17 protein-coding genes are annotated in these 18618 nt (G+C 68.4%); 6 read left to right on the top strand and 11 right to left on the bottom strand.

Going from position 1 to position 18618, the window contains the following annotated elements; all coding sequences use genetic code 11:
* Nucleotides 1–169 precede the first annotated feature (169 nt).
* The 3 genes from prmC to hisS are packed head-to-tail and all read right to left on the bottom strand — an operon-like array spanning nucleotide 170 to nucleotide 3328.
* Entirely contained in the window at nucleotides 170–1024 is an 855-nt protein-coding gene (gene prmC, locus PMI02_RS17885) for a peptide chain release factor N(5)-glutamine methyltransferase (RefSeq protein ID WP_007685391.1), read from the bottom strand.
* On the bottom strand, nucleotides 1017–2087 hold the full coding sequence (gene prfA / locus PMI02_RS17880; RefSeq protein ID WP_007685390.1) for a peptide chain release factor 1: 1071 nt from the start codon (nucleotides 2085–2087) through the stop codon (nucleotides 1017–1019). Before prfA ends, prmC begins: the two co-directional genes overlap by 8 nt.
* Nucleotides 2084–3328, bottom strand: coding sequence for a histidine--tRNA ligase (gene hisS / locus PMI02_RS17875; RefSeq protein ID WP_007685388.1), 1245 nt, complete (start codon nucleotides 3326–3328; stop codon nucleotides 2084–2086). The genes prfA and hisS overlap by 4 nt, the downstream gene beginning before the upstream one ends.
* Nucleotides 3329–3432: 104 nt before the next feature.
* Here hisS and PMI02_RS17870 point away from each other — a divergent pair, with 104 nt between their 5' ends.
* Nucleotides 3433–5373, top strand: coding sequence for a M61 family metallopeptidase (locus PMI02_RS17870; RefSeq protein WP_007685386.1), 1941 nt, complete (start codon nucleotides 3433–3435; stop codon nucleotides 5371–5373).
* Between the two features lie 151 nt (nucleotides 5374–5524).
* Nucleotides 5525–6064 (top strand): inorganic diphosphatase, encoded by a 540-nt coding sequence (gene ppa / locus PMI02_RS17865; protein WP_007685384.1) that lies wholly within the window; start codon nucleotides 5525–5527, stop codon nucleotides 6062–6064.
* 108 nt (nucleotides 6065–6172) lie between these two features.
* Here the strand turns inward: ppa and PMI02_RS17860 are convergent, their stop codons facing one another.
* The 3 genes from PMI02_RS17860 to PMI02_RS17850 all read right to left on the bottom strand — a co-directional run bounded on the left by PMI02_RS17860 (nucleotide 6173) and on the right by PMI02_RS17850 (nucleotide 9415).
* Nucleotides 6173–6922: an SDR family NAD(P)-dependent oxidoreductase gene (locus tag PMI02_RS17860; protein ID WP_007685382.1), complete on the bottom strand. Its 750-nt coding sequence runs from the start codon at nucleotides 6920–6922 to the stop codon at nucleotides 6173–6175.
* A 107-nt stretch (nucleotides 6923–7029) separates the two neighbouring features.
* Nucleotides 7030–8223, bottom strand: a complete 1194-nt coding sequence (locus PMI02_RS17855) for an amidohydrolase family protein (protein ID WP_007685380.1) — start codon at nucleotides 8221–8223, stop codon at nucleotides 7030–7032.
* A 112-nt stretch (nucleotides 8224–8335) separates the two neighbouring features.
* Nucleotides 8336–9415, bottom strand: coding sequence for an AraC family transcriptional regulator (locus PMI02_RS17850; protein ID WP_036504431.1), 1080 nt, complete (start codon nucleotides 9413–9415; stop codon nucleotides 8336–8338).
* Between the two features lie 141 nt (nucleotides 9416–9556).
* Here PMI02_RS17850 and PMI02_RS17845 point away from each other — a divergent pair, with 141 nt between their 5' ends.
* The 3 genes from PMI02_RS17845 (at nucleotide 9557) to PMI02_RS25980 (ending at nucleotide 14558) form a co-directional block, all read left to right on the top strand.
* The gene (locus PMI02_RS17845; protein ID WP_052025648.1) at nucleotides 9557–10615 is read left to right on the top strand and encodes a hypothetical protein; all 1059 of its coding nucleotides are present in this window, start codon (nucleotides 9557–9559) and stop codon (nucleotides 10613–10615) included.
* Nucleotides 10616–10680: 65 nt separating this feature from the next.
* Nucleotides 10681–11535 (top strand): sulfurtransferase, encoded by an 855-nt coding sequence (locus PMI02_RS17840; protein ID WP_007685375.1) that lies wholly within the window; start codon nucleotides 10681–10683, stop codon nucleotides 11533–11535.
* A gap of 116 nt (nucleotides 11536–11651) precedes the next feature.
* Nucleotides 11652–14558: a CHAT domain-containing tetratricopeptide repeat protein gene (locus PMI02_RS25980; RefSeq protein ID WP_007685374.1), complete on the top strand. Its 2907-nt coding sequence runs from the start codon at nucleotides 11652–11654 to the stop codon at nucleotides 14556–14558.
* A gap of 14 nt (nucleotides 14559–14572) precedes the next feature.
* On the opposite strand, the gene PMI02_RS17830 is transcribed toward PMI02_RS25980, so the two are convergent.
* The 5 genes from PMI02_RS17830 to PMI02_RS17810 all read right to left on the bottom strand — a co-directional run bounded on the left by PMI02_RS17830 (nucleotide 14573) and on the right by PMI02_RS17810 (nucleotide 18294).
* Nucleotides 14573–15118, bottom strand: a complete 546-nt coding sequence (locus PMI02_RS17830) for a glutathione peroxidase (protein ID WP_007685373.1) — start codon at nucleotides 15116–15118, stop codon at nucleotides 14573–14575.
* 69 nt (nucleotides 15119–15187) lie between these two features.
* Entirely contained in the window at nucleotides 15188–16150 is a 963-nt protein-coding gene (locus PMI02_RS17825) for an NAD(P)-dependent oxidoreductase (protein ID WP_007685372.1), read from the bottom strand.
* Between the two features lie 4 nt (nucleotides 16151–16154).
* On the bottom strand, nucleotides 16155–16841 hold the full coding sequence (locus tag PMI02_RS17820; protein WP_007685371.1) for a glutathione S-transferase family protein: 687 nt from the start codon (nucleotides 16839–16841) through the stop codon (nucleotides 16155–16157).
* 110 nt (nucleotides 16842–16951) lie between these two features.
* Nucleotides 16952–17587: a CoA transferase subunit B gene (locus tag PMI02_RS17815; RefSeq protein ID WP_007685370.1), complete on the bottom strand. Its 636-nt coding sequence runs from the start codon at nucleotides 17585–17587 to the stop codon at nucleotides 16952–16954.
* A complete protein-coding gene (locus tag PMI02_RS17810) occupies nucleotides 17587–18294 on the bottom strand; it encodes a CoA transferase subunit A (protein ID WP_007685369.1) in 708 nt (235 codons plus the stop codon). The genes PMI02_RS17815 and PMI02_RS17810 overlap by 1 nt, the downstream gene beginning before the upstream one ends.
* 106 nt (nucleotides 18295–18400) lie before the next feature.
* Here PMI02_RS17810 and PMI02_RS17805 point away from each other — a divergent pair.
* Nucleotides 18401–18618 (top strand): LysR family transcriptional regulator (locus PMI02_RS17805; RefSeq protein ID WP_007685368.1); only part of this gene is annotated, 218 nt, incomplete at its 3' end.

The raw sequence follows: 18618 nt of genomic DNA, 5'->3' as shown, positions 1-18618 counted from the left end.
TGATCCCGGCTGGCCCCCGGCTGCCGCGAGTTCCCCATCTGCCTTGCCGTGGCGCTTAAACCACGAACGCTTGCAAATGCTGGAGGCGAACCGGGTATGGGAAAACATCGTCCATAGGCCGGTTCGGTTCATTCATTAGGCATTGTACCGGCGAATTCCAAGCGAAAACTTACCCGGAGCTTACGTTTCCCACCGAAAAAGCGACGACCCGAGCCCGTCCGGCAAGGTCCCGGTGAAGCTGGGAAGCAAGCCCGCAGTCCATGCCGATCGCCATGACCGCCTCCGCCTGCTCATGGCCGATCTCCACCAGCGCGACGCCGCCGGGGGCGAGCAGCCCAGGAAGCTGGGGTACCAGCACGCGGTAGTCGTCGAGCCCTTCGGGTCCGGAAAACAGCGCTCCAGCCGGCTCGAAGGCGCGGACCGACGTGTCGAGCACCGCGCCGTCCTCGACGTAAGGCGGATTGGCGAGGACGAGGTCGAACGAGCCTGCAAGGGCCTCGCTCCAGCCCGGGGCGTGCCAGTCGGCGGCGAGCATTTCGGCGCGGTCGTCCAACCCCAGCGCCCGGGCGTTGGCGGCGGCCACGGCGAGCGCGCCCGGCGACCGATCGATGCCGAGGCCCCGCGCTTCGGGCAGCTTCGCCAGCACCGCCAACAACAGCGCGCCCGAGCCCGTGCCGCAGTCGAGCACCCTCCGCGCGTCCGGCCGGGCGGCGATGGCGGCTTCGACGAGGGTTTCCGAATCGCCGCGCGGGATCAGCACGTCGGGGCCGACGATGAAGGGCAGGCCGAAGAATTCCTGGTGCCCCGTGATGTAGGCCACCGGCTCGCTGGCGGCGCGGCGTTCGACCAGATCGGCGAAGATCTCCGGCGCGGGATCGCGCATGTGCCGCAGCAGCAGCGTCGATCGATCGGTACCGAGCGCGTGGGCCATCAGCACCTCGGCGTCGAGCCGGGCGGTGTCGCTGGAGGCGCTCAGGCGCTGGGCGGCATCGCGGATGACCTCGCCGACCGTGGGTTTAGCCATCCATCGCCGCGAGGCGCTTGGCCTCGTCCTCGGCGATGAGCGAATCGACCAGTTCGGCTAGGCCCGGCCCCTCGAGGATCTCGGGCAGGCGGTGGAGCGTCAGGTTGATGCGGTGGTCGGTGACGCGCCCTTGCGGAAAATTGTAGGTGCGTATGCGTTCCGAGCGGTCGCCCGAGCCGACCATGGCCTTGCGAGCCTCGGCCTCGGCGCCCTGCGCCTCGTCGCGCATCTTCTCGTAGAGGCGCGCGCGCAGGACCTGCATGGCCTTCGCCTTGTTCTTGTGCTGGCTGCGCTCGTCCTGGCAGATCACCACGAGATTGGTGGGCAGGTGGGTGATGCGGACGGCCGAATCGGTGGTGTTGACGTGCTGGCCGCCCGCGCCGGATGCGCGGTAGATGTCGATCTTGAGGTCCTTGTCCTCGATCTGGACGTCGACCTCGGTGGGCTCCGGCAGCACCGCGACGGTGGCCGCCGAGGTGTGGATGCGCCCGCCGCTCTCGGTCACCGGCACGCGCTGGACGCGGTGCACGCCGCTTTCGAACTTGAGCTTGGCGAAGACGCCCGAGCCGGTGACGTTGGCCACCACTTCCTTGAAGCCGCCCACGTCGCTGGCATTGGCGCTGACCATTTCGACCCGCCAGCCCTGCTCGGCGGCGTAGCGTTCGTACATGCGGTAGAGGTCGGCGGCGAACAGCGCGGCCTCGTCGCCGCCGGTTCCGGCGCGAATTTCCAGCATTGCCGGGCGCACGTCGGCCGCGTCGCGGGGCAGCATGGAGACGGCCAGGCGGCGCTCGGCCTCCGGCAGTTCGGTCTTGAGGCGCTGCACTTCCTCGGCGGCAAGGGCGCGCATCTCGGGGTCGGGGTCTTCGAGTTTCTGGAGCACTTCCAGTTCGCCGCGCATCGAGGCCACGTCGGCGGCGACGCGCGCCACCGGCTCCAGCTCGGCATAGTCGCGGCTGGCGGCGACGAAGGCGTCCCCCTCCAGCGTGCCCGAGGCGAGCCGCGCTTCGAGTTCGGCCAGACGCGCAGCCATCTGCGCGAGGCGGGCGTCCGAAATGCTCACGGGTGGATCGACACCAGCACCTGCTCGACCGCCAGGCGCTCGGCGGTGGTGTCACCGGCTCGCAGGTTGGCGGTGGGCACGCCGTCCTTGACGACGAACGAGACGAGCACCTTGGCGGCCAGCTTCACGGCCTTGTCGAAGCGCTTGCGGGGGCTGCCCGTCGCGATCATCTCGGCATCGATGCCCTGGTGGCGCAGCGCGGTGATCGCCTTGAGCGCGAACGGCAAGGCCGCATCGTCCTCGACGGCGAGGATCGCGGTGAGCGGCGCTTCCGCCGCGCCGCCGGCATCGGTGACCAGCATCGCCAGACGCTCGATGCCCGCCGCCCAGCCGACCGCCGGGGTCTCGGGGCCGCCGAGCGCGACCATAAGGCCATCATAGCGGCCGCCGCCGAGCACGGTGCCCTGCGCGCCCAGACGATCTGTCACAAATTCGAAAGCCGTGTGCCTGTAGTAGTCCAGCCCGCGCACAAGGGACGGGGCGCGGACGAAGTCCACCGAGGCCGCCTCGAGCCCTTGTGTCACCGCGCCGAAGAAGTCCTGCGCCTCCCCCGAAAGGAAGTCGTCGATCCTGGGCGCGTCGGCGGTGAACGGCTTGTCGCGCGGGTCCTTGGAATCAAGGATGCGCAGCGGGTTGCGCTCCAGCCGGTCCTGCGAATCCTCGCTCAGCGCATCCTTGTGATCGCGGAAGTATTCCACCAGCGCGGCGCGCCAGGCATCGCGGCTGGCGCCGTCGCCCAGCGTGTTGAGCTGCAGCGTCACACCTTCCGAGATGCCCAGTTCCTTGAGCAACTGGTCGGCCATGACGAGGAGTTCCACGTCGGCCATCGGCTCGGGCGCGCCGATCACTTCGGCATCGATCTGGTGGAACTGGCGGTAGCGGCCCTTCTGCGGGCGCTCGTAGCGGAACAGCGGGCCATGGGTGGCGACCTTGAGCGGGGCGAACTGCTTCCAGCCGTCGGTCAGGTAGGCGCGGGCGATGCCGGCGGTGAATTCGGGCCGCAGCGTCAGCGAATCGCCGCCTCGGTCCTCGAAAGAGTACATTTCCTTGGAAACCACGTCGGTCGTCTCGCCCAGCGAGCGCGAGAACACGGCGGTCTTTTCGAACACCGGCATTTCCACGCGGCGGAAGCGGTAGAGCCGGCGCACGCGTTCGAACGTCTCGACGACATGGGCGAAGGCTTCGGCCTCTGCACCGAAGATATCCTGGGTTCCGCGAATGGCCTGTGGCGTAGTGTTCATGACGCGCGCGCTTAGACCGATAGGGCGCGTGGGGGAAGTGGTAGCGGGGGAAATGGATGTTTCGATAGTTGCCAAACGCGATTCCAGACGCAATGGATTGCGTAATGATCTATCGGTTCGCGACTACCACGCTCCTCGCCTCCCTGTTCCTTTCGACGGCCGCTCTGGCACAGGACGCTACCCGCAGCACTCCCATGGCGCCCCCGCTGCCACCGGAGATCGCGGCGGCGCGCGACGTGCCCTATGCCGGGACGGTCGCGCTCGCCATCGACGCCAGCGACATCGAGCGCGGCGTCTACCGCGTGACGCAGACCTTTCCGGTCGCCGCCGGCACCAAGGCGCTGACGCTGCTACAGGCGGGCTGGCTGCCCGGCAACCACTCCGAGACCGGGCCCTATGCGCTGCTCGCGCAGATCCACTTCTTCGCCGACGGCAAGGAGATTCCGTGGGTGCGCGATACGGTGGCAGTCAACGCCTTCCACCTCGCGCTGCCTGAGGGCACGAAGGCCGTCACCGCGAAGTTCGTCCACACTTCGCCGCTGCAGACGAGCGAAGGCCGCGTGACGATGACGCAGGAGATGCTCAACCTCCAGTGGGAGAAGATGAGCCTCTACCCCGCCGGCTACTACACGCGCGGGATCGTCATGAAGCCGACTGTGACCTTCCCCAAAGGCTGGACCGTCTACACCGCGCTCGACGGCATGACCCGCGCTGGCGACAAGGTGAGCTGGAACGCCATCGACTTCGAGCGCCTGGTCGATTCGCCGATCTTCGCCGGCGTCCACGCCCAGCGCTGGGACCTCGGTCAGGGCGTCTCGATGGACGTCGTCGCCGACGAGCCTGAAATGCTCGCGATCAAGCCCGAGCACATGCAGACCTATCGCAACCTCGTTACCGAGGCGCTGGCGACCTTCGGCGCGAAACACTTCGACCACTACGACTTCCTGCTGGCGCTGACCGACCGCATGGGCGGCATCGGGCTCGAGCATCATCGCTCGAGCGAGAACCAGATGGAGCCCAAGGCCTGGACCAGCTGGGACGACATGGACTGGGACCACAACGTGATCCCGCATGAGTTCGTCCACAGCTGGAACGGCAAGTTCCGCCGCGGTGCCGATGCCTGGACGCCGGACTACCAGCAGCCGATGCAGAACACGCTCCTGTGGATGTACGAGGGCCAGACCCAGTTCTGGGGCTATGTCCTGGCCGCGCGCTCGGGCGTGCAAACGCGCGACACCATTCTCGGCTCGTTCGCCACCGCCGCCGCCAAGTACGCAGAGGGCACTCCGGGCCGCGGCTGGCGCTCGGTCGAGGACACGACCAACGCGCCGCAGCTCGCCCGCCGCAAGCCGCTGCCCTACACCTCGCTGACCCGCAGCGAGGACTACTACGTCGAGGGCGCGCTCACCTGGCTCGAGGCGGACCAGATCATCCGCCAGGGCACGGCCGGCAAGAAGGGCCTCGACGATTTCGCCAGGGCGTTCTTCGGCGTGCGCGACGGCGACTGGGGCGAGGTAACCTACGACTTCGACGAGATCGTGGCGACGCTGAACGGCGTCTATGCCTACGACTGGGCCAGCTTCCTGCGCACCCGCCTCTATGCGACCGGCCAGCCCGCGCCGCTCAAGGGCATCGAGATGGCCGGCTACAAGCTGGTCTGGAAGGACAAGCAGAACGCCTACGACAAGGGCGTGGCCGAGTCGCGCAAGACGGTGGACCTGACCTATTCGCTGGGCATGGCGCTCAACAAGGACGGCGAAGTCACCTCCACGCTGTGGGATGGCCCGGCTTACGACGCCGGGATCGTCAACACCGTCAAGATCACCGCCGTCAACGGCCGTGCCTATTCCGACGACGTCATCAAGGACGCGATCACCGCGGCAAAATCGTCCAAGGAGCCGATCTCGCTGCTCGTGCGCCGCGACGACCGCTACCAGATGGTGACGATCGACTATCACGGCGGACTTCGCTACCCGGTGCTCGAAAGCACAACGCCCGGCAAGCCCAACGGACTGGACCGGCTTCTCAGCCCCCGTAAAAACTAGAGGGCGAAAATTCGGTCTCGAAATCGGGCCCGACAACTAGATTACGTTCATTCCAATAGCCTGTTGCAGTGCAATAGTTGCGCCGCTAAGTCCGGCCGCATCGTGATCCAACCGGTGCGACTTGGGCGTACCTGTTAAAGTAAGGACCGTTATGCGCATCGACATGATTCCCGTTGGCGACAATGTGCCGGAGAGCCTGAACGTCATCATCGAAGTTCCCGTCGGCGGTGAGCCGGTCAAGTACGAGTTCGACAAGGCGTCGGGCGCACTCTTCGTCGATCGCATCCTCCACACGCCGATGCGCTACCCGGCGAACTACGGCTTCGTGCCGCACACCCTCTCGCCCGACGGCGACCCGCTCGACGCGCTGGTCGTGGCGCGCTCGCCGTTCATCCCGGGCTGCGTTGTGAAGGTGCGTCCGATCGCCGTCCTCAATCTCGAAGACGAGCACGGCGGCGACGAGAAGCTGCTCTGCGTGCCGGTGAACTCGACCTTCCCTTACTATTCGCACGTCAAGGAAAAGGAAGACCTGCCCGACATCGTCTACCAGCAGGTCGAGCACTTCTTCACCCACTACAAGGACCTGGAAAAGGAAAAGTGGGTTCGCGTCGGCACCTGGGGCAACGCTGAAGACGCGCGCCGCATCGTGATCGAAGCCATCGAGCGTTACGAGGCCGACAAGAAGGCCTGATCGTCGGTCTCGACGATTTCCACCCCCCATGTGGATCGGGGGCCGGCAGCGCAGGCTGTCGGCCCCTTCGTCGTTTTTGGACGGCGGGACATAACCCGCCTGCGGACGTCAGGTGACCACGCGGCCGCCGTTGACGCCGATGGTCTGGCCGGTGACGTAGCCCGACGCCTCATGGCACAGCCAGGCGCAGGCATTGGCGATGTCGGCAGGCTCGCCCAGTCGCCGGACGGGCACGGTCTGGAGCAGCACTTCGGTCGGGATCTGGAAGCGTTCGCGGTTGGCTTCCGACATGATCGTGCCCATCACCGAGCCCGGCGGGATGTTGTTGACGGTGATGCCCCAGGGTCCGAATTCCTGCGCCATCGAACGCGTCATGGTCACAACCGCGCCCTTCGACGAGGAGTAGCACACCATGTTGATCGCCCCGGTCTGCGCCGAGGACGACGAGATGTTGACGATGCGGCCCCAGCCAGCGTCCTTCATGTCCTTCAGCACCAGCTGCGTCATCACCATCGGCCCCCGCACGTTGATCGCGTAGACGAGGTCCCAGCGCTCGTCGGTCAGCTCCTCGAACGGAGTGAAGTCGGTGACGCCCGCATTGTTTACCAGGATCGAGATCGGGCCGAACGCGTCGCGGCACTTGGCGACGGCGGCGGCGGCCTGCTCGCGGTTCGAGATGTCGGCGCCCAGCGCAATGGCGGTGCCGCCCGCGTCCTTGATCGCCTGAACCGTATCGGCGCAGCGGGCTTCGTCGAGGTCGAGCACGCCGACGGCGATCCCGTCCTGTGCAAGGCGCATCGAGCAGGCGGCGCCGATACCGGCTGCGGCGCCGGTGACGATGGCAACTCTGTAGGTCATCTGAGGTCTCTCCCGGGGTTTTCTGGCGCAGGCTTACCGACAATCACCGCGTGCAGAAGCCATCGGCGCAGGTAGAGGCGAGAATCCGCCCCGGCGACGTGACGGCCTCAGACCTCGATGCGGTAGAGCTTCGCCGCATTGCCCCCCAGGACCTTGACCTTCTCCTCGTGTGTCAGGTCGCCCATGCGGCTTTCCAGGTTCTTGATCGGGTAGAGCCCGGTCGGATGCGGGAAATCCGTTTCGAACAGCACGTTGTCCACGCCCACCTTGCGCACCATGTCGGCGGCGTTCTGGCCGGTCTCGAACCAGAAGCAGGCGTAGAAGTTGCTCTTGAAGTACTGGCTGGGCTTCTTCTCGAAGCTGCGCCCCTCCGCGATCTCGACGAGCTGGTAGTCGAGCGCCTCCATCATGAACGGCACCCAGCCGATCCCGCTCTCCACCGAGACGAACTTGAGCTTGCGGAAGCGGTCGAGCAGGCCGGAATAGATCAGGTTCGCCACGACCTTGCCATTGTTGAAGAACAGCATCGCCCCCGAAATCCCCGAACGCAGGTCACGGGTGAGCGAGGGCCAGCCCTGCTGCCCCATCCAGTCGATCGAGGTTTCCGATGCGCCGATGTGGAAATTCACCGGCATCTCCAGCCCCTCGCAGGCTTCCCACAGCGGATACCAGTGCTCGTGCGCGAGGTCGGGTATCTTTCCGCCATCCAGCGCGACGAGGTGCGGGTCGGAATTGATGTTGATGCCGCGCAGGCCCATCGCGGCGCAGCGCTCGGTCTCGGCGATCGAGAGCTTCACGTCCCACCACGGCAGCAGTGCCATCGGGAAGAAGCGGCCTTTCGATTCGGCCTGCATCTCCGCCACCGCGTCGTTGTAGATCTGCACGCAGGCGAGGCGCAGGTCGGCATCCACATGGGCGGCCGCCTGCCCGCCGAACCCCAGGATATTAGGGTAGACGATCTGTGCGAAAACGCCGCATTCGTCCATGACCTGAAGCCGTTCCTTGAGCGACGATGACCCGACATGAACGTCCTCGAACTGCAGCTTGAGGAACTCGTCGAGCACGCGGACCTTGCCGCCGTCCTTGAGGATCGCGCTGTTGGGGTGCGCGCCGGTGCCGATCGACTTGTCGCCGTCGATCACCCAGCAGCGCTGGCCGTTCAGCATCTTCACCTGCGGCACCCGGTCCCGGATCGATGCGGGCGCGCGGCGGGTCCACATGTCGTGCGGCTCGGTGAGGTGCGTGTCGGCGTCGATGACCTTGTACGCGGTCCGGGGCCTGTCGAGGGGGGCGGTGGCCATGGTGCTCTCCCGTGCTTTTGGTTTCGTTGCACCATGGGTCGCGCATGTCGGGGGCGGAGAGAAGCCCCGGGCCTCCATGCACGTTGACCGATCGTCCAGTGCGTCCGCTCTATCAGTCCCGCCGCCCCGGAGCGATGAACACATGGCCCGGCGGCAGGTGCTCGCCCGCCGTCACGCTCTCGGCGACCGGTTCGCGCGGGGCGGCGCGGCCGCGCGCGCCGGCCAGCATCGCGCGGAAGGCGGGCACCGCCGCCGCCTCGGCGCGGGCGGCGCGGGCGTCCTCGCGCATCTGGCTGGGAGTGACGCCGAAATGGCGGCTGAAACGGCGGCTGAAGGCGGCTTCCGAGCCGTACCCGGCGAGTTCGCTGATCTCTGCGATCTTCATGCGCCCCTGCCGCAGCAGCAGCGCGGCGTGCTCCATGCGGGCCTGCGCGACGACTTCCATCGGCGCCTTGCCCACCCCGGTCGAGAAATGCGCCGCGAAGTTGGAGCGTCCCATGCCTACCGCGCGGGCGAGCGATTCGACCGTCCAGGGATGCGCCGGGCTGGCCGCGATGAGCTGCATCGCCTCCTCCACCGGATCGCGCTTCTCGCAGGAGAGGATGCGGCGGCAGGCCGGGTCGGCGCGCAAGGCGGCGACCAGCAGCATCTCGGCGATGCGGGTGAGCAGCGCGGTCGATCCCGCGCCCATCCCGGCCCCGGCCAGTGCCTCGCCCTGCAGCAGGCCGCAGGGGCCGCGCAGCAGCGCCGGCAGCGAGGAGCGGGCGACGTCGCCGGGCCAGGTCGCCCGCAGCCGCGCGCTGAGTACGCGCGCACCGACCCGGCCCGGTTCGCCGAAGCTCAGCGTCGGCGGCACGTCATTCTCACTGTCCCGGCGAAGGAGGTCGTGCGGCTGGGCGGCGGCTCCCGGTGCGGTGCGCAGGGCATGGGCCTCGCCCGAGAGCACCAGCGCAACGTCGCCCGGCCCGAGCTGCGCCATCGCCCCGCCCGCGCAGGCGAGACGCAACGTGCCGTGGATCACTGCATGGACGAAGACCGCATCGCCCGAGGCCACCGCGCAGCCCGCGTTCCCGCCGAAGTCGCCGTAGCACCATGTCCGCCCGGACAGGCGCAGTTCCGCCAGCAGTTCGGACAGGCCGCGCCGCGCGTTCGAGCTTACCATCGGCGCCCTCGTCTCGGACTGGCCGGGCATGGGTCGCGGTCCCTCTCTCCTTGCCGATCCTCGGGACGATCGGTCCTGTGCCGCGAACAATATGGGATTGCCCGGCGCCGTCAATCAGGGTGACAAGAGATGCCAAGGCACGAGGGACGGCCGGGAGAAGGAAGGGAACGCGTGCGGCAGCTCGAAGTCAGTATCGACGTCAGCGATGCAGTAGGGCTGGGCGTGGCGGCCAGAATCTCGGCCACGGTGATCCTCCCCGAGCCCGCCATGCTGCCCGCTCGGCCCGTGATCTGCATCGCCATGCCGAGCAGCAGCTATGCCCGCGGGTATTATACATGCGATCTGCCGGGAGCGGGCAGCGGAGCACAGAGCGCGTTCCACGCGGAGCGCGGCTGGATCTTCGTCGCGCTCGACTGGCTGGGCTGCGACGGCTCCAGCGGCATCGACCCCGAGGACCTCGGTTACTCGATGCTCACCGCCGCCGCCCATGCCGCGCAGGCCGAGATCGTCCTGCGCCTCGCCAACGGCGTGCTCGCACCGGACTATCCGCCGGTGAACGGCGCCTGCGTGGTCGGCATCGGCCAGTCGCTTGGCGGAGCACTGCTGATCGCTCAGCAGGCGCGCCACGGCAGCTTCGACGGGATCGGCGTGCTCGGCTTCAGCGCGGTACATTCGCACCCCGCGACCCCGCCCGGCGGCGCGCCGGTGGTGGTCGCCTGGTATCCGCGCGACGCCCGGCTCTCGGAATGCCGCGAGCCGCTCAACGCCGCCGCGCTCGCCGCCGTTCAGGGCGCGCCCGCACAGGCCGCGTGGGAAGCCGTCGCCTGGGGATTTCACTACGACGACGTGCCGGTCGAGGTCGTCGAGCAGGACCTTGCCCATTACGAAGGCATCGCGCGCGGCGGCGATCCCGACGCGCCCTCGCCGCCGTGGTACGCGCGCCGCACGCCCCAGCGCGCGGCGCGTTCGACCCTGACGCCGGGCGTCGTCGCCTCCGAGGCGGCCGCGATCACGGTGCCGGTGCTCTGCGCCATGGGCGTGCGCGATCTCGTGCCCGACCCGCGCGGAGAGGCGCGCGCCTATGCCTCGGCCCGCAGCGTCGACCTGTTCGTCTGCCCGCGCATGGGCCACGTCCACAACATGGCCGGCACCCGCGCCCTGCTCTGGGAGCGCATACATCTGTTCGGCGAGTGGTGCGGCAGCGTGAAAACCGCCGGTTCCCTGCGCTAACGCATCGACAGCGGCCCTCTCAGACTTTACGCTGTGTCCACCAGTTCACATAGGCGGGCCATACGATGATCTACGAAACGCTGATCGGCGTCGATGCCCTGCGCGGCCTGCTCACGGCGGGCAGCGACGTGCTGGTGCTCGACTGCGAGTTCGAGCTGAGCGCGCCGGACAAGGGCGCCGAGATCTACGCCAGGGGCCACATCCCCGGCGCCCGCTACGCCCACCTCGACAACGACCTCGCCTCCCCGCCCGATGGCAGCAACGGCCGCCATCCGCTGCCCGCGCCCGTCGCGCTCGCGGCGTGGCTGCGCGCGCAGGGGCTGCGCAGGGACCAGCAGGTCGTCGCCTACGACAGCAGCGGCGGTGCCTGGGCGGCGCGGGCGTGGTGGCTGCTGCGCTGGCTCGGCCATGCGCCGGTCGCCGTGCTCGACGGCGGCAAGCCCGCGTGGGTCGCGGCCGGACTCCCGCTCGAAACCGGGCCGACGCCCCGCACCGCCTCGGGCGACTTCGAGGTGGGCGAAACGCTCGTACCTGCTCCCGTGACCGCCGCCGAGGTTCTTGGCCAGATCGGCGCGGACACGTCGCAAGTGCTCGACGCGCGCGATCCCTCGCGCTTCGCGGGCACACCCAATCCGCTCGATCCCGTGGCCGGCCACATCCCCGGCGCGCGCAACCGCTTCTTCCGCGACAACCTCGGCCCCGACGGCCGCTTCCGCGATCCGGGAAGCCTCGCGGCGGAGTTCTCCGCGCTGCTGGACGATGCACCGGCGATTCTTCAGTGCGGCTCGGGCGTCACTGCCTGCCACAATGCGCTGGCGATGGCGGTCGCCGGGCTGCCTGCCGGTCGGCTTTACCCGGGCTCGTGGAGCGAATGGATCGCCGACCCCGCCAGGCCGGTCGCGACGGGTGACGTGACATGATTTTCACCCGTCATTACAGAACTTGTGAGTTGTATTAACAGCCGAATGGGCTTCTCCTCGGCGCTTGGGAGCGGCCACTTGCGGCCCTCCGCGTTCGCCAGGGGGTGGGGACTGGAATGCGCAGGCTGTGGTGCGCGATCGTGCTGGCAATCACGCTCCCGGGAGCAAGCCCGGCGCGGTCCTCCCCGGCCACGGACGAACTCCATCGCCTGCGCGGCTACGACACCGCGGGCGATCCCGAGACGGCGCTGCGCCATGTCGACGACGTGCTTTCCCGCGCTGCGAAGGAGCGCGGCGTCGATCCGGTCGATCTGCTCTACGCGCAGGCGGTGCGCGCACAGGCGCTGTCCTCCCTCGCCCGCACGGAGGAGGCGCTGGCGCTTTTCCGGCAGGTCGATGCCGGGCTGGAGGCCCGCAACGCCCCGCTGACCCCCGACCGCGCCGGACTGCTGCTCCACATCGGCTCCGAACTCGGCGCGCTGGGCAAGCTCGAAGAGGCGGAGGCCTATACCCGCCGCGCGCTCGATCTCGCCGCGCAGCTGGAGGGCAGGCAAAGTCCCGAATATGGCGAGGCGCTCTATGGCCTCGGCATCATCGAATACCAGCGCGGACGCCAGATCGAGGCGATCCCCCTGGTCACCGAAGCGGTCGCCATCGCCCGTGCCCATGCGCTCGCCACGGGCGAGGACCTAGAAAGCCCCGCCGACTGGGCCATGAGCCTCGCCGCTTTGCAGCTTTACGTGTCCGACGCAGAGACGGCGGTCGTCACCGCGCGGGAAGCCGCCGCCTGGGCCGAAGCACACCTGCCCGAGAACCACCGGGTGCGCGTCGCAACCACCCAGCAACTGGGCGCCATCCTGGCCGAGGCAGGGCAATACGGGCAGGCGATCCCGCTGCTGCGCGCCGCGCTGGAGAAGCGACGGGCGATCCTGCCGCCCGACAGCCCGCAGCTGGCGATCTCGCTGCACAGCCTCGGCTATGCGCTCGACAATGCCGGGATGCGTGCCGAGGCCGGGCCGCTCTACGACAGCGCGGTGGCTATATTCGAAGCCCATCCCGATCGCCGGCAGGCGAATGGCCTCGCCACCATGATCGGCCAGCAGGCACGGATGGCGACCTGGCAGGGTGACAGCGACAAGGCCCTCGCGCTGCGCCGGAAAGCGCTCGACGTAGCGCGCAAGTACTCGGCCTCGCCCGAGGACCAGGTCGTGCTCACCGCGGAATACAATCTCGCCGCCGCGCTCATGAGGGCCGGGCGCGACGACGAGGCGCGGCCCCTGCTCACCCACGCGCGCCAGGCCCTCGAAATCAGCACCACGCCCACCAACCGGGCGCGCATAACCGCCACTCTGCTCGAAGCGCGCCTAGATGCCAGCGAGCGCGAACCGGTGCAGGCGCTCGCGATGCTGTCGCAAGCGCTCGCCCCGCTGCGCACCCGCCTGCTCGACCGCGCCACCGCGCGCCGGGACGTGCTGGCGATGGCGGGAGAGTTTCGCGCCGCCTTCATGCAACTGGCTGACATCGCCGCCCAGACCGGGACGCAGGCTCAGGCGTTCGACGCGTTGCAGATGGCGAACCTTGGCGATCTGCAAGGCGCGTTCTCCTCGCTCGCGGTGCTGCAGGACAAGTATGGGCCGCAGGCGCGCGAGGCGATCCGTGGTTACCTTTCGCTGACGGTACAGGCGCGTCAGCTGCGCAAGGCGCTCGACCAGGCGATGATCTCCGGTGACGCCGCCACCGCCCGCGACCTCGCGTCCGACACCGCCGCACTCGATGCGAAGCTGCGCGATGCGGATGCGGAGGTCGCCGCTCTCGTGCCGGGCTACAAGGCGCTGACCGCCGTCGAGCCGGCGAAGCTCGCCGACGCGCGTGCGCGGCTGAAGCCCGGACAGGGGTTGCTGCTCATCGGCAACGACGAGACCGGCATCATCGCGCAGCTCGTCACGCGCGAGGCGGTCGTGATCGGGGAGACAGGCGTCGCTCCCCGGCGCCTGCTGGAGCTGCAACAGCGGATACGCGCCTCGGTCGAGGCGGGACTGCTGGATGAAACGCACGCGGGGTTCGACCGGCAGGCCGCCTACGAACTCTACCAGCTGGTGTTCCCCGAGGCGGTGCGCGGCGTGCTGAAGTCGGTGCGAGAGCTGGAAATCCTGGCGCCCGGCAGCCTGTCGACGGTGCCGTTCGCCGCGCTGGTGAGCCGCCCGCCCAAGGGCGACGACGCCGACGCCAAGACGCTGCGCGAGACACGCTGGCTTGCGCGCGATCTGGCGGTGAGCGTGATGATCAGCGCCTCTCCCCTGCCCCGGCGTCCGTCCCGGTCCGCCAGGGCGCTGACTTTCGCCGGGATCGGGGCGCCGCTGCTCGGCCCGCCTTCCGTGCTGGCCATGCGCTCGGCGCCGCGCATCAAGGGGGGCGATGTCAGCGTCGAGTCGCTCGCGCAGCTTGCCAGCCTGCCCGACGCCGGGCGCGAGCTGCACGACATGGCGAGCCGTTTCGGGACCCGAAGCCAGCTGTTCGTCGGCGCGGGGGCGACGGAGACGGCGGTGAAGCAGGCGCCGCTCGAACAGGCGCGCGTGATCGCCTTCGCCACCCACGGCCTCGTCGGCGGCGCGCTGCGCGGGGTGGTCGAGCCGGCACTGGTGATGACCCCGCCGCATGTGCCTTCGGCGCTCGACGACGGGCTGCTGACGGCCTCGGAAGTGGCGCAGCTGCGGCTCGACGCGGACTGGGTGATCCTCTCGGCCTGCGACACCAGCGCGGGCGACAGCGAGAACGCGCCGACCTACTCGGGACTCGCGCGGGCGTTCATCTCGGCGGGATCGCGCGCGCTGCTGCTTTCGCACTGGCCGGTGCGCGACGACGTGGCCGGGCGCCTGACGCTGCGCACGCTGGAAGGCGCAAGCTCCGGCCTATCGCGGGCCGAGGCGCTGCGCCGCGCCCAGCTGGACGTGATGCGCGACCCCTCGATCCCCGGCGGCGCCCACCCCGCAAGCTGGGCGCCGTTCGTGCTGGTGGGGGACTGACGCCCCCGCCTGGATTACTTCGCCAGTTCGGCCTCGATCGCGCCGATCAGCAGCGGGTCCGTAGGCGCGGTGCCCGGAGCGAAGCGGCCCGCGACCGAGCCATCGCGCGCGATCAGGAACTTCTCGAAGTTCCACAGCACTTCGGGGTCGTCGTTCGGCGTCATGCCATAGCCCTTGAAGCGCTCCTTCATGCTGGCAACATCGCCCTGCTTGGTCGGCACGGCTTCGGTAAGCGCCGCGTAGAGCGGCTGCTTGGCCTCGCCGGTGACGTCGGCCTTGGCGAAGAGCGGGAACGAGACGCCGTAGTTCACCGAGCAGAACTCGGCAATTTCTTCGTGGGTGCCGGGCTCCTGCGCGCCGAAGTCGTTGGCGGGGAAGCCGAGCACTTCGAATCCCTTGTCCTGGTACTCCTTGTAGATCGCCTCGAGCCCTTCGTACTGCGGCGTGAGCCCGCACTTGGACGCGACGTTGACCACGAGAAGCACCTTGCCGGCATGATCGGCGAGGCTATCGGACTTGCCGTCGATACGCTCGAGCGGGATGGAGGCGAGGTCGGCCATTCGAGATTCTCCCATGTGATGACCGGCGGGTTATGGAGTGCCCGTCTGACCGCCGCAAGACAGTCGGCATCACCAGCGGGATGACTGTCCCAGCACTGGCGACACCCATTCCGGATCGTGGGCGAAGGGCATTTCTGCGCCGCAGCGCAGCGCGTCCAGGATCGCGGCGAAGTCCGTCCGCGCGCGCCAGCCGAGCAGGCGTTCGGCCTTGGCGGGATCGTAGACCCGCTCGATCCGCTCGGGCAGCACCCAGCCGGCGCGCGCATAGAGCGCCTCGGCATCGGGGAAGTGGCGGGCGATCACCGCGCGTGCATCGGTCGCCAGTTCCGCCGCATCGATCCGCACGAACGGCGGCGGGGCGCTGAGCACGAAGGTCTCGCAGCCTTCGATCCGCTCCAGCGCGGCAAGATGGGCGAGCGCCGCGTCGGCAACCGTCAGGCGGCGGTTCAGGAACTCGTTGGCCTTGAGGTTCGGGCCGGAGGGGACCGCGTGGGTGTCGTCGTCCTCGGGGAAGAAGCGGCCGGTGCGCAGGATTGCCACCGCCATCCCGCTCTCCCGCGAGACGAGGCGGCACAGGTCCTCGGCGGCGCGCTTGGTGATCCCGTAGACGTTGCGCGGGGCGATGGGGCCGAAGCTCTCGTCCATCCACCAGGCGCCCTGCTCGCCCGCCCCGGCGCGCACGTCGCCCCGGACCATCAGCGAGGTCGTGGAGGTGAACACGAAGCGCGCGTGCCCGGCCTCGGCGGCAGCTTCCAGCAGGTTGAGCGTGCCGGTCACGTTGACGTCGACGAAAGCCTGCCGCGGGAACCGCGCGATGTCCGGCTTGTGCAGCGCGCCGCCGTGGATCACCGCCTCGATGCCGTGGTGCGCGACCGTCTGGAACACGAGGTCCCGGTCGGCCACTGACCCGACGATCGTGGTCGCCGCGCCCGGCGTCACGTCGAGCCCGACGACGTCGTGCCCCCGCGATCCCAGCAGCGGCGCAAGGTGCCTGCCGAGCCAGCCCGAGGAGCCTGTCAGCAGGACGCGCATGGGATCAGCCCCCGGTTCGGTAATCGGCGATGATCTCGCCCGCTGCGGCCAGTTCCGCCTCGTGGCTCTCTTCGCGCCATTCCTCGGCGAGGGCTTCTTCTTCCCACTGGCGCATCGCCGGATGGGCGAGCACGGCGTCGACCCACGCCTGCCCGCGCCCGACATCGAGGCCATAGGTCCGCACGCGGAACGCGACGGGGGCGTAGAAGGCGTCGAGCACGGTGAACTCAGGCCCCGCCAGCCATGGCCCGCCGAAGCGCGAGAGGCCTTCCTCGAAGATTTCGCGCACCCGGTAGATCTCGCGCACCAGCTGTCCGTCCATCGGCCGGGGCTTCACCCGCACGCCCACGTTCATCGTGCAGAAGCCGCGCAGCGCCGAAAAGCCGCCGTGCATTTCGCAGACCGCGCTCTGGGCGTAGGTCCGGGCGTCCTCGTTGGCAGGCCAGACACCGGGATGACGGTCGGCGAGGTAGAGCGCGATGCCGAGCGAGTCCCAGATCGTGCGCTCCTCGTCGATCAGCACCGGCACCTGTCCGGTGGGCGAGAAGCTGCGGAAGGCGTCGTAGTTCACCGGCATGGTGAACTGCTCCAGCTCATCCTCGAAGGGAATGCCGAGGGCCTTCATCAGCACCCAGGGGCGCAGCGACCAGCTCGAATAGTTCCGGTTCGCGGTGATCAGCGTGTAGGTCATGTGGGTCCTCTCGGCGTCGAGTGCGGGGAGGAATAATGACAAGTCCCGAGGAAGGCGAGCCCCCTCGCGGCAACGCCGTCCCCGCGAACACGGGGACGACATCGGCGGTTTCAGCTCACGTAGTGCGCGGTCGTCTTCGCGGCGATTTCCTCGGCGGTGACGCCCGGCGCCATCTCGACCAGCCTGAACGGGCTGTCGTGGTCGGCGCGCTGGAACACCGCGAGGTCGGTGATGACCATGTCCACCACGTTGCGCCCCGTCAGCGGCAGGGTGCACGAGGGGATGAACTTGGGATCGCCGTTCTTGGAGGTGTGCTCCATGACGACGATGATCTTCTTGACGCCCGCGACGAGATCCATCGCGCCGCCCATGCCCTTGATCATCTTGCCCGGGATCATCCAGTTGGCGATGTCGCCGTTCTCGGCCACTTCCATCGCGCCGAGCACGGTCAGGTCGATGTGCCCGCCGCGGATCATGCCGAAGCTCTGTGCGCTGTCGAAGTAGGCCGACTGCGGCAGTTCGCTGATCGTCTGCTTGCCGGCGTTGATGAGGTCGGGGTCGACCTCGTCCGGGTAGGGGAACGGCCCGATGCCGAGCATCCCGTTCTCGCTCTGCAGCGTGACCGTGATGTCCTGCGGCACGTAGTTCGCCACCAGCGTCGGGATGCCGATGCCAAGGTTCACGTAGAACCCGTCCTCAAGCTCCTTCGCCGCGCGCGCGGCCATTTCATTGCGATTCCAGGGCATCAGACAGCCTCCCTCTCGCGGGTCGTCGTGAACTCGATCTTCTTGTCGTAGGGCGCGCCCACGACGATGCGCTGGACGAAGACGCCGGGGAGGTGGATCGCGTCGGGATCGAGGCTGCCGACCGGCACGATCTCCTCCACCTCGACCACGCAGATCTTGCCGCAAGTGGCGGCCGGCACGTTGAAGTTGCGCGCGGTCTTGCGGAACACGACGTTGCCGGTCTCGTCCGCCTTCCACGCCTTGACGAGGCTGAGGTCGGCGAAGATGCCTTCCTCGAGGATGTATTCCTGCCCGCCGAAGACCTTCACTTCCTTGCCCTCGGCGACCTGGGTGCCGACGCCGGTCTTGGTGTAGAAGCCCGGGATGCCGGCGCCGCCCGCGCGCATCCGCTCGGCCAGCGTGCCCTGCGGGCAGAACTCGACCTCGAGTTCACCGGCGAGGTACTGGCGCTCGAACTCCTTGTTCTCGCCGACGTAGGACGAGATCATCTTCTTCACCTGCTTGGTGCGCAGCAGCTTGCCGATGCCTTCGTTGTCGATGCCGGCATTGTTCGAGGCGAACGTCAGGTCCTTGACCCCTGCATCGCGCACCGCGTCGAGCAGGCGCTCGGGGATGCCGCAGAGGCCGAAACCGCCTGCCGCGATCAGCAGTCCGTCCTTGAGCACGCCTTCCAGCGCGGCCTCGGCGCTGGGATAGATCTTCTTCATGAGGCAAATCCTCTTCCGATTGCGGGGCGGAGGCTAGAGCGCGGTTTCCATTACGAATAGCGATTATTTTTTATCAATTCCGATAGCCATTGGTTATCATATTGCCATGAAGCGCATCGCCCTGTTCCATCTCGAAACGCTGATGTGGATCGACCGGCTCGGCACCTTCGCCGCAGCCGCGCAGCGCCTCAACACCACCCAGCCCGCCATTTCCGCCCGTGTTCGCGAGATCGAGGAGCAGCTCGGCGTCGCCCTGTTCCAGCGCGAGGGGCGGCGCATGGTGCTTTCGGCGCGCGGACGACGGCTGGTGCAGGCGAGCGAGCC

Source organism: Novosphingobium sp. AP12 (assembly GCF_000281975.1).
Taxonomy (GTDB): Bacteria; Pseudomonadota; Alphaproteobacteria; order Sphingomonadales; family Sphingomonadaceae; genus Novosphingobium.
Note: the sequence above shows the minus strand (reverse complement) of the source record. Positions and strands in the feature narration are given on the sequence as shown.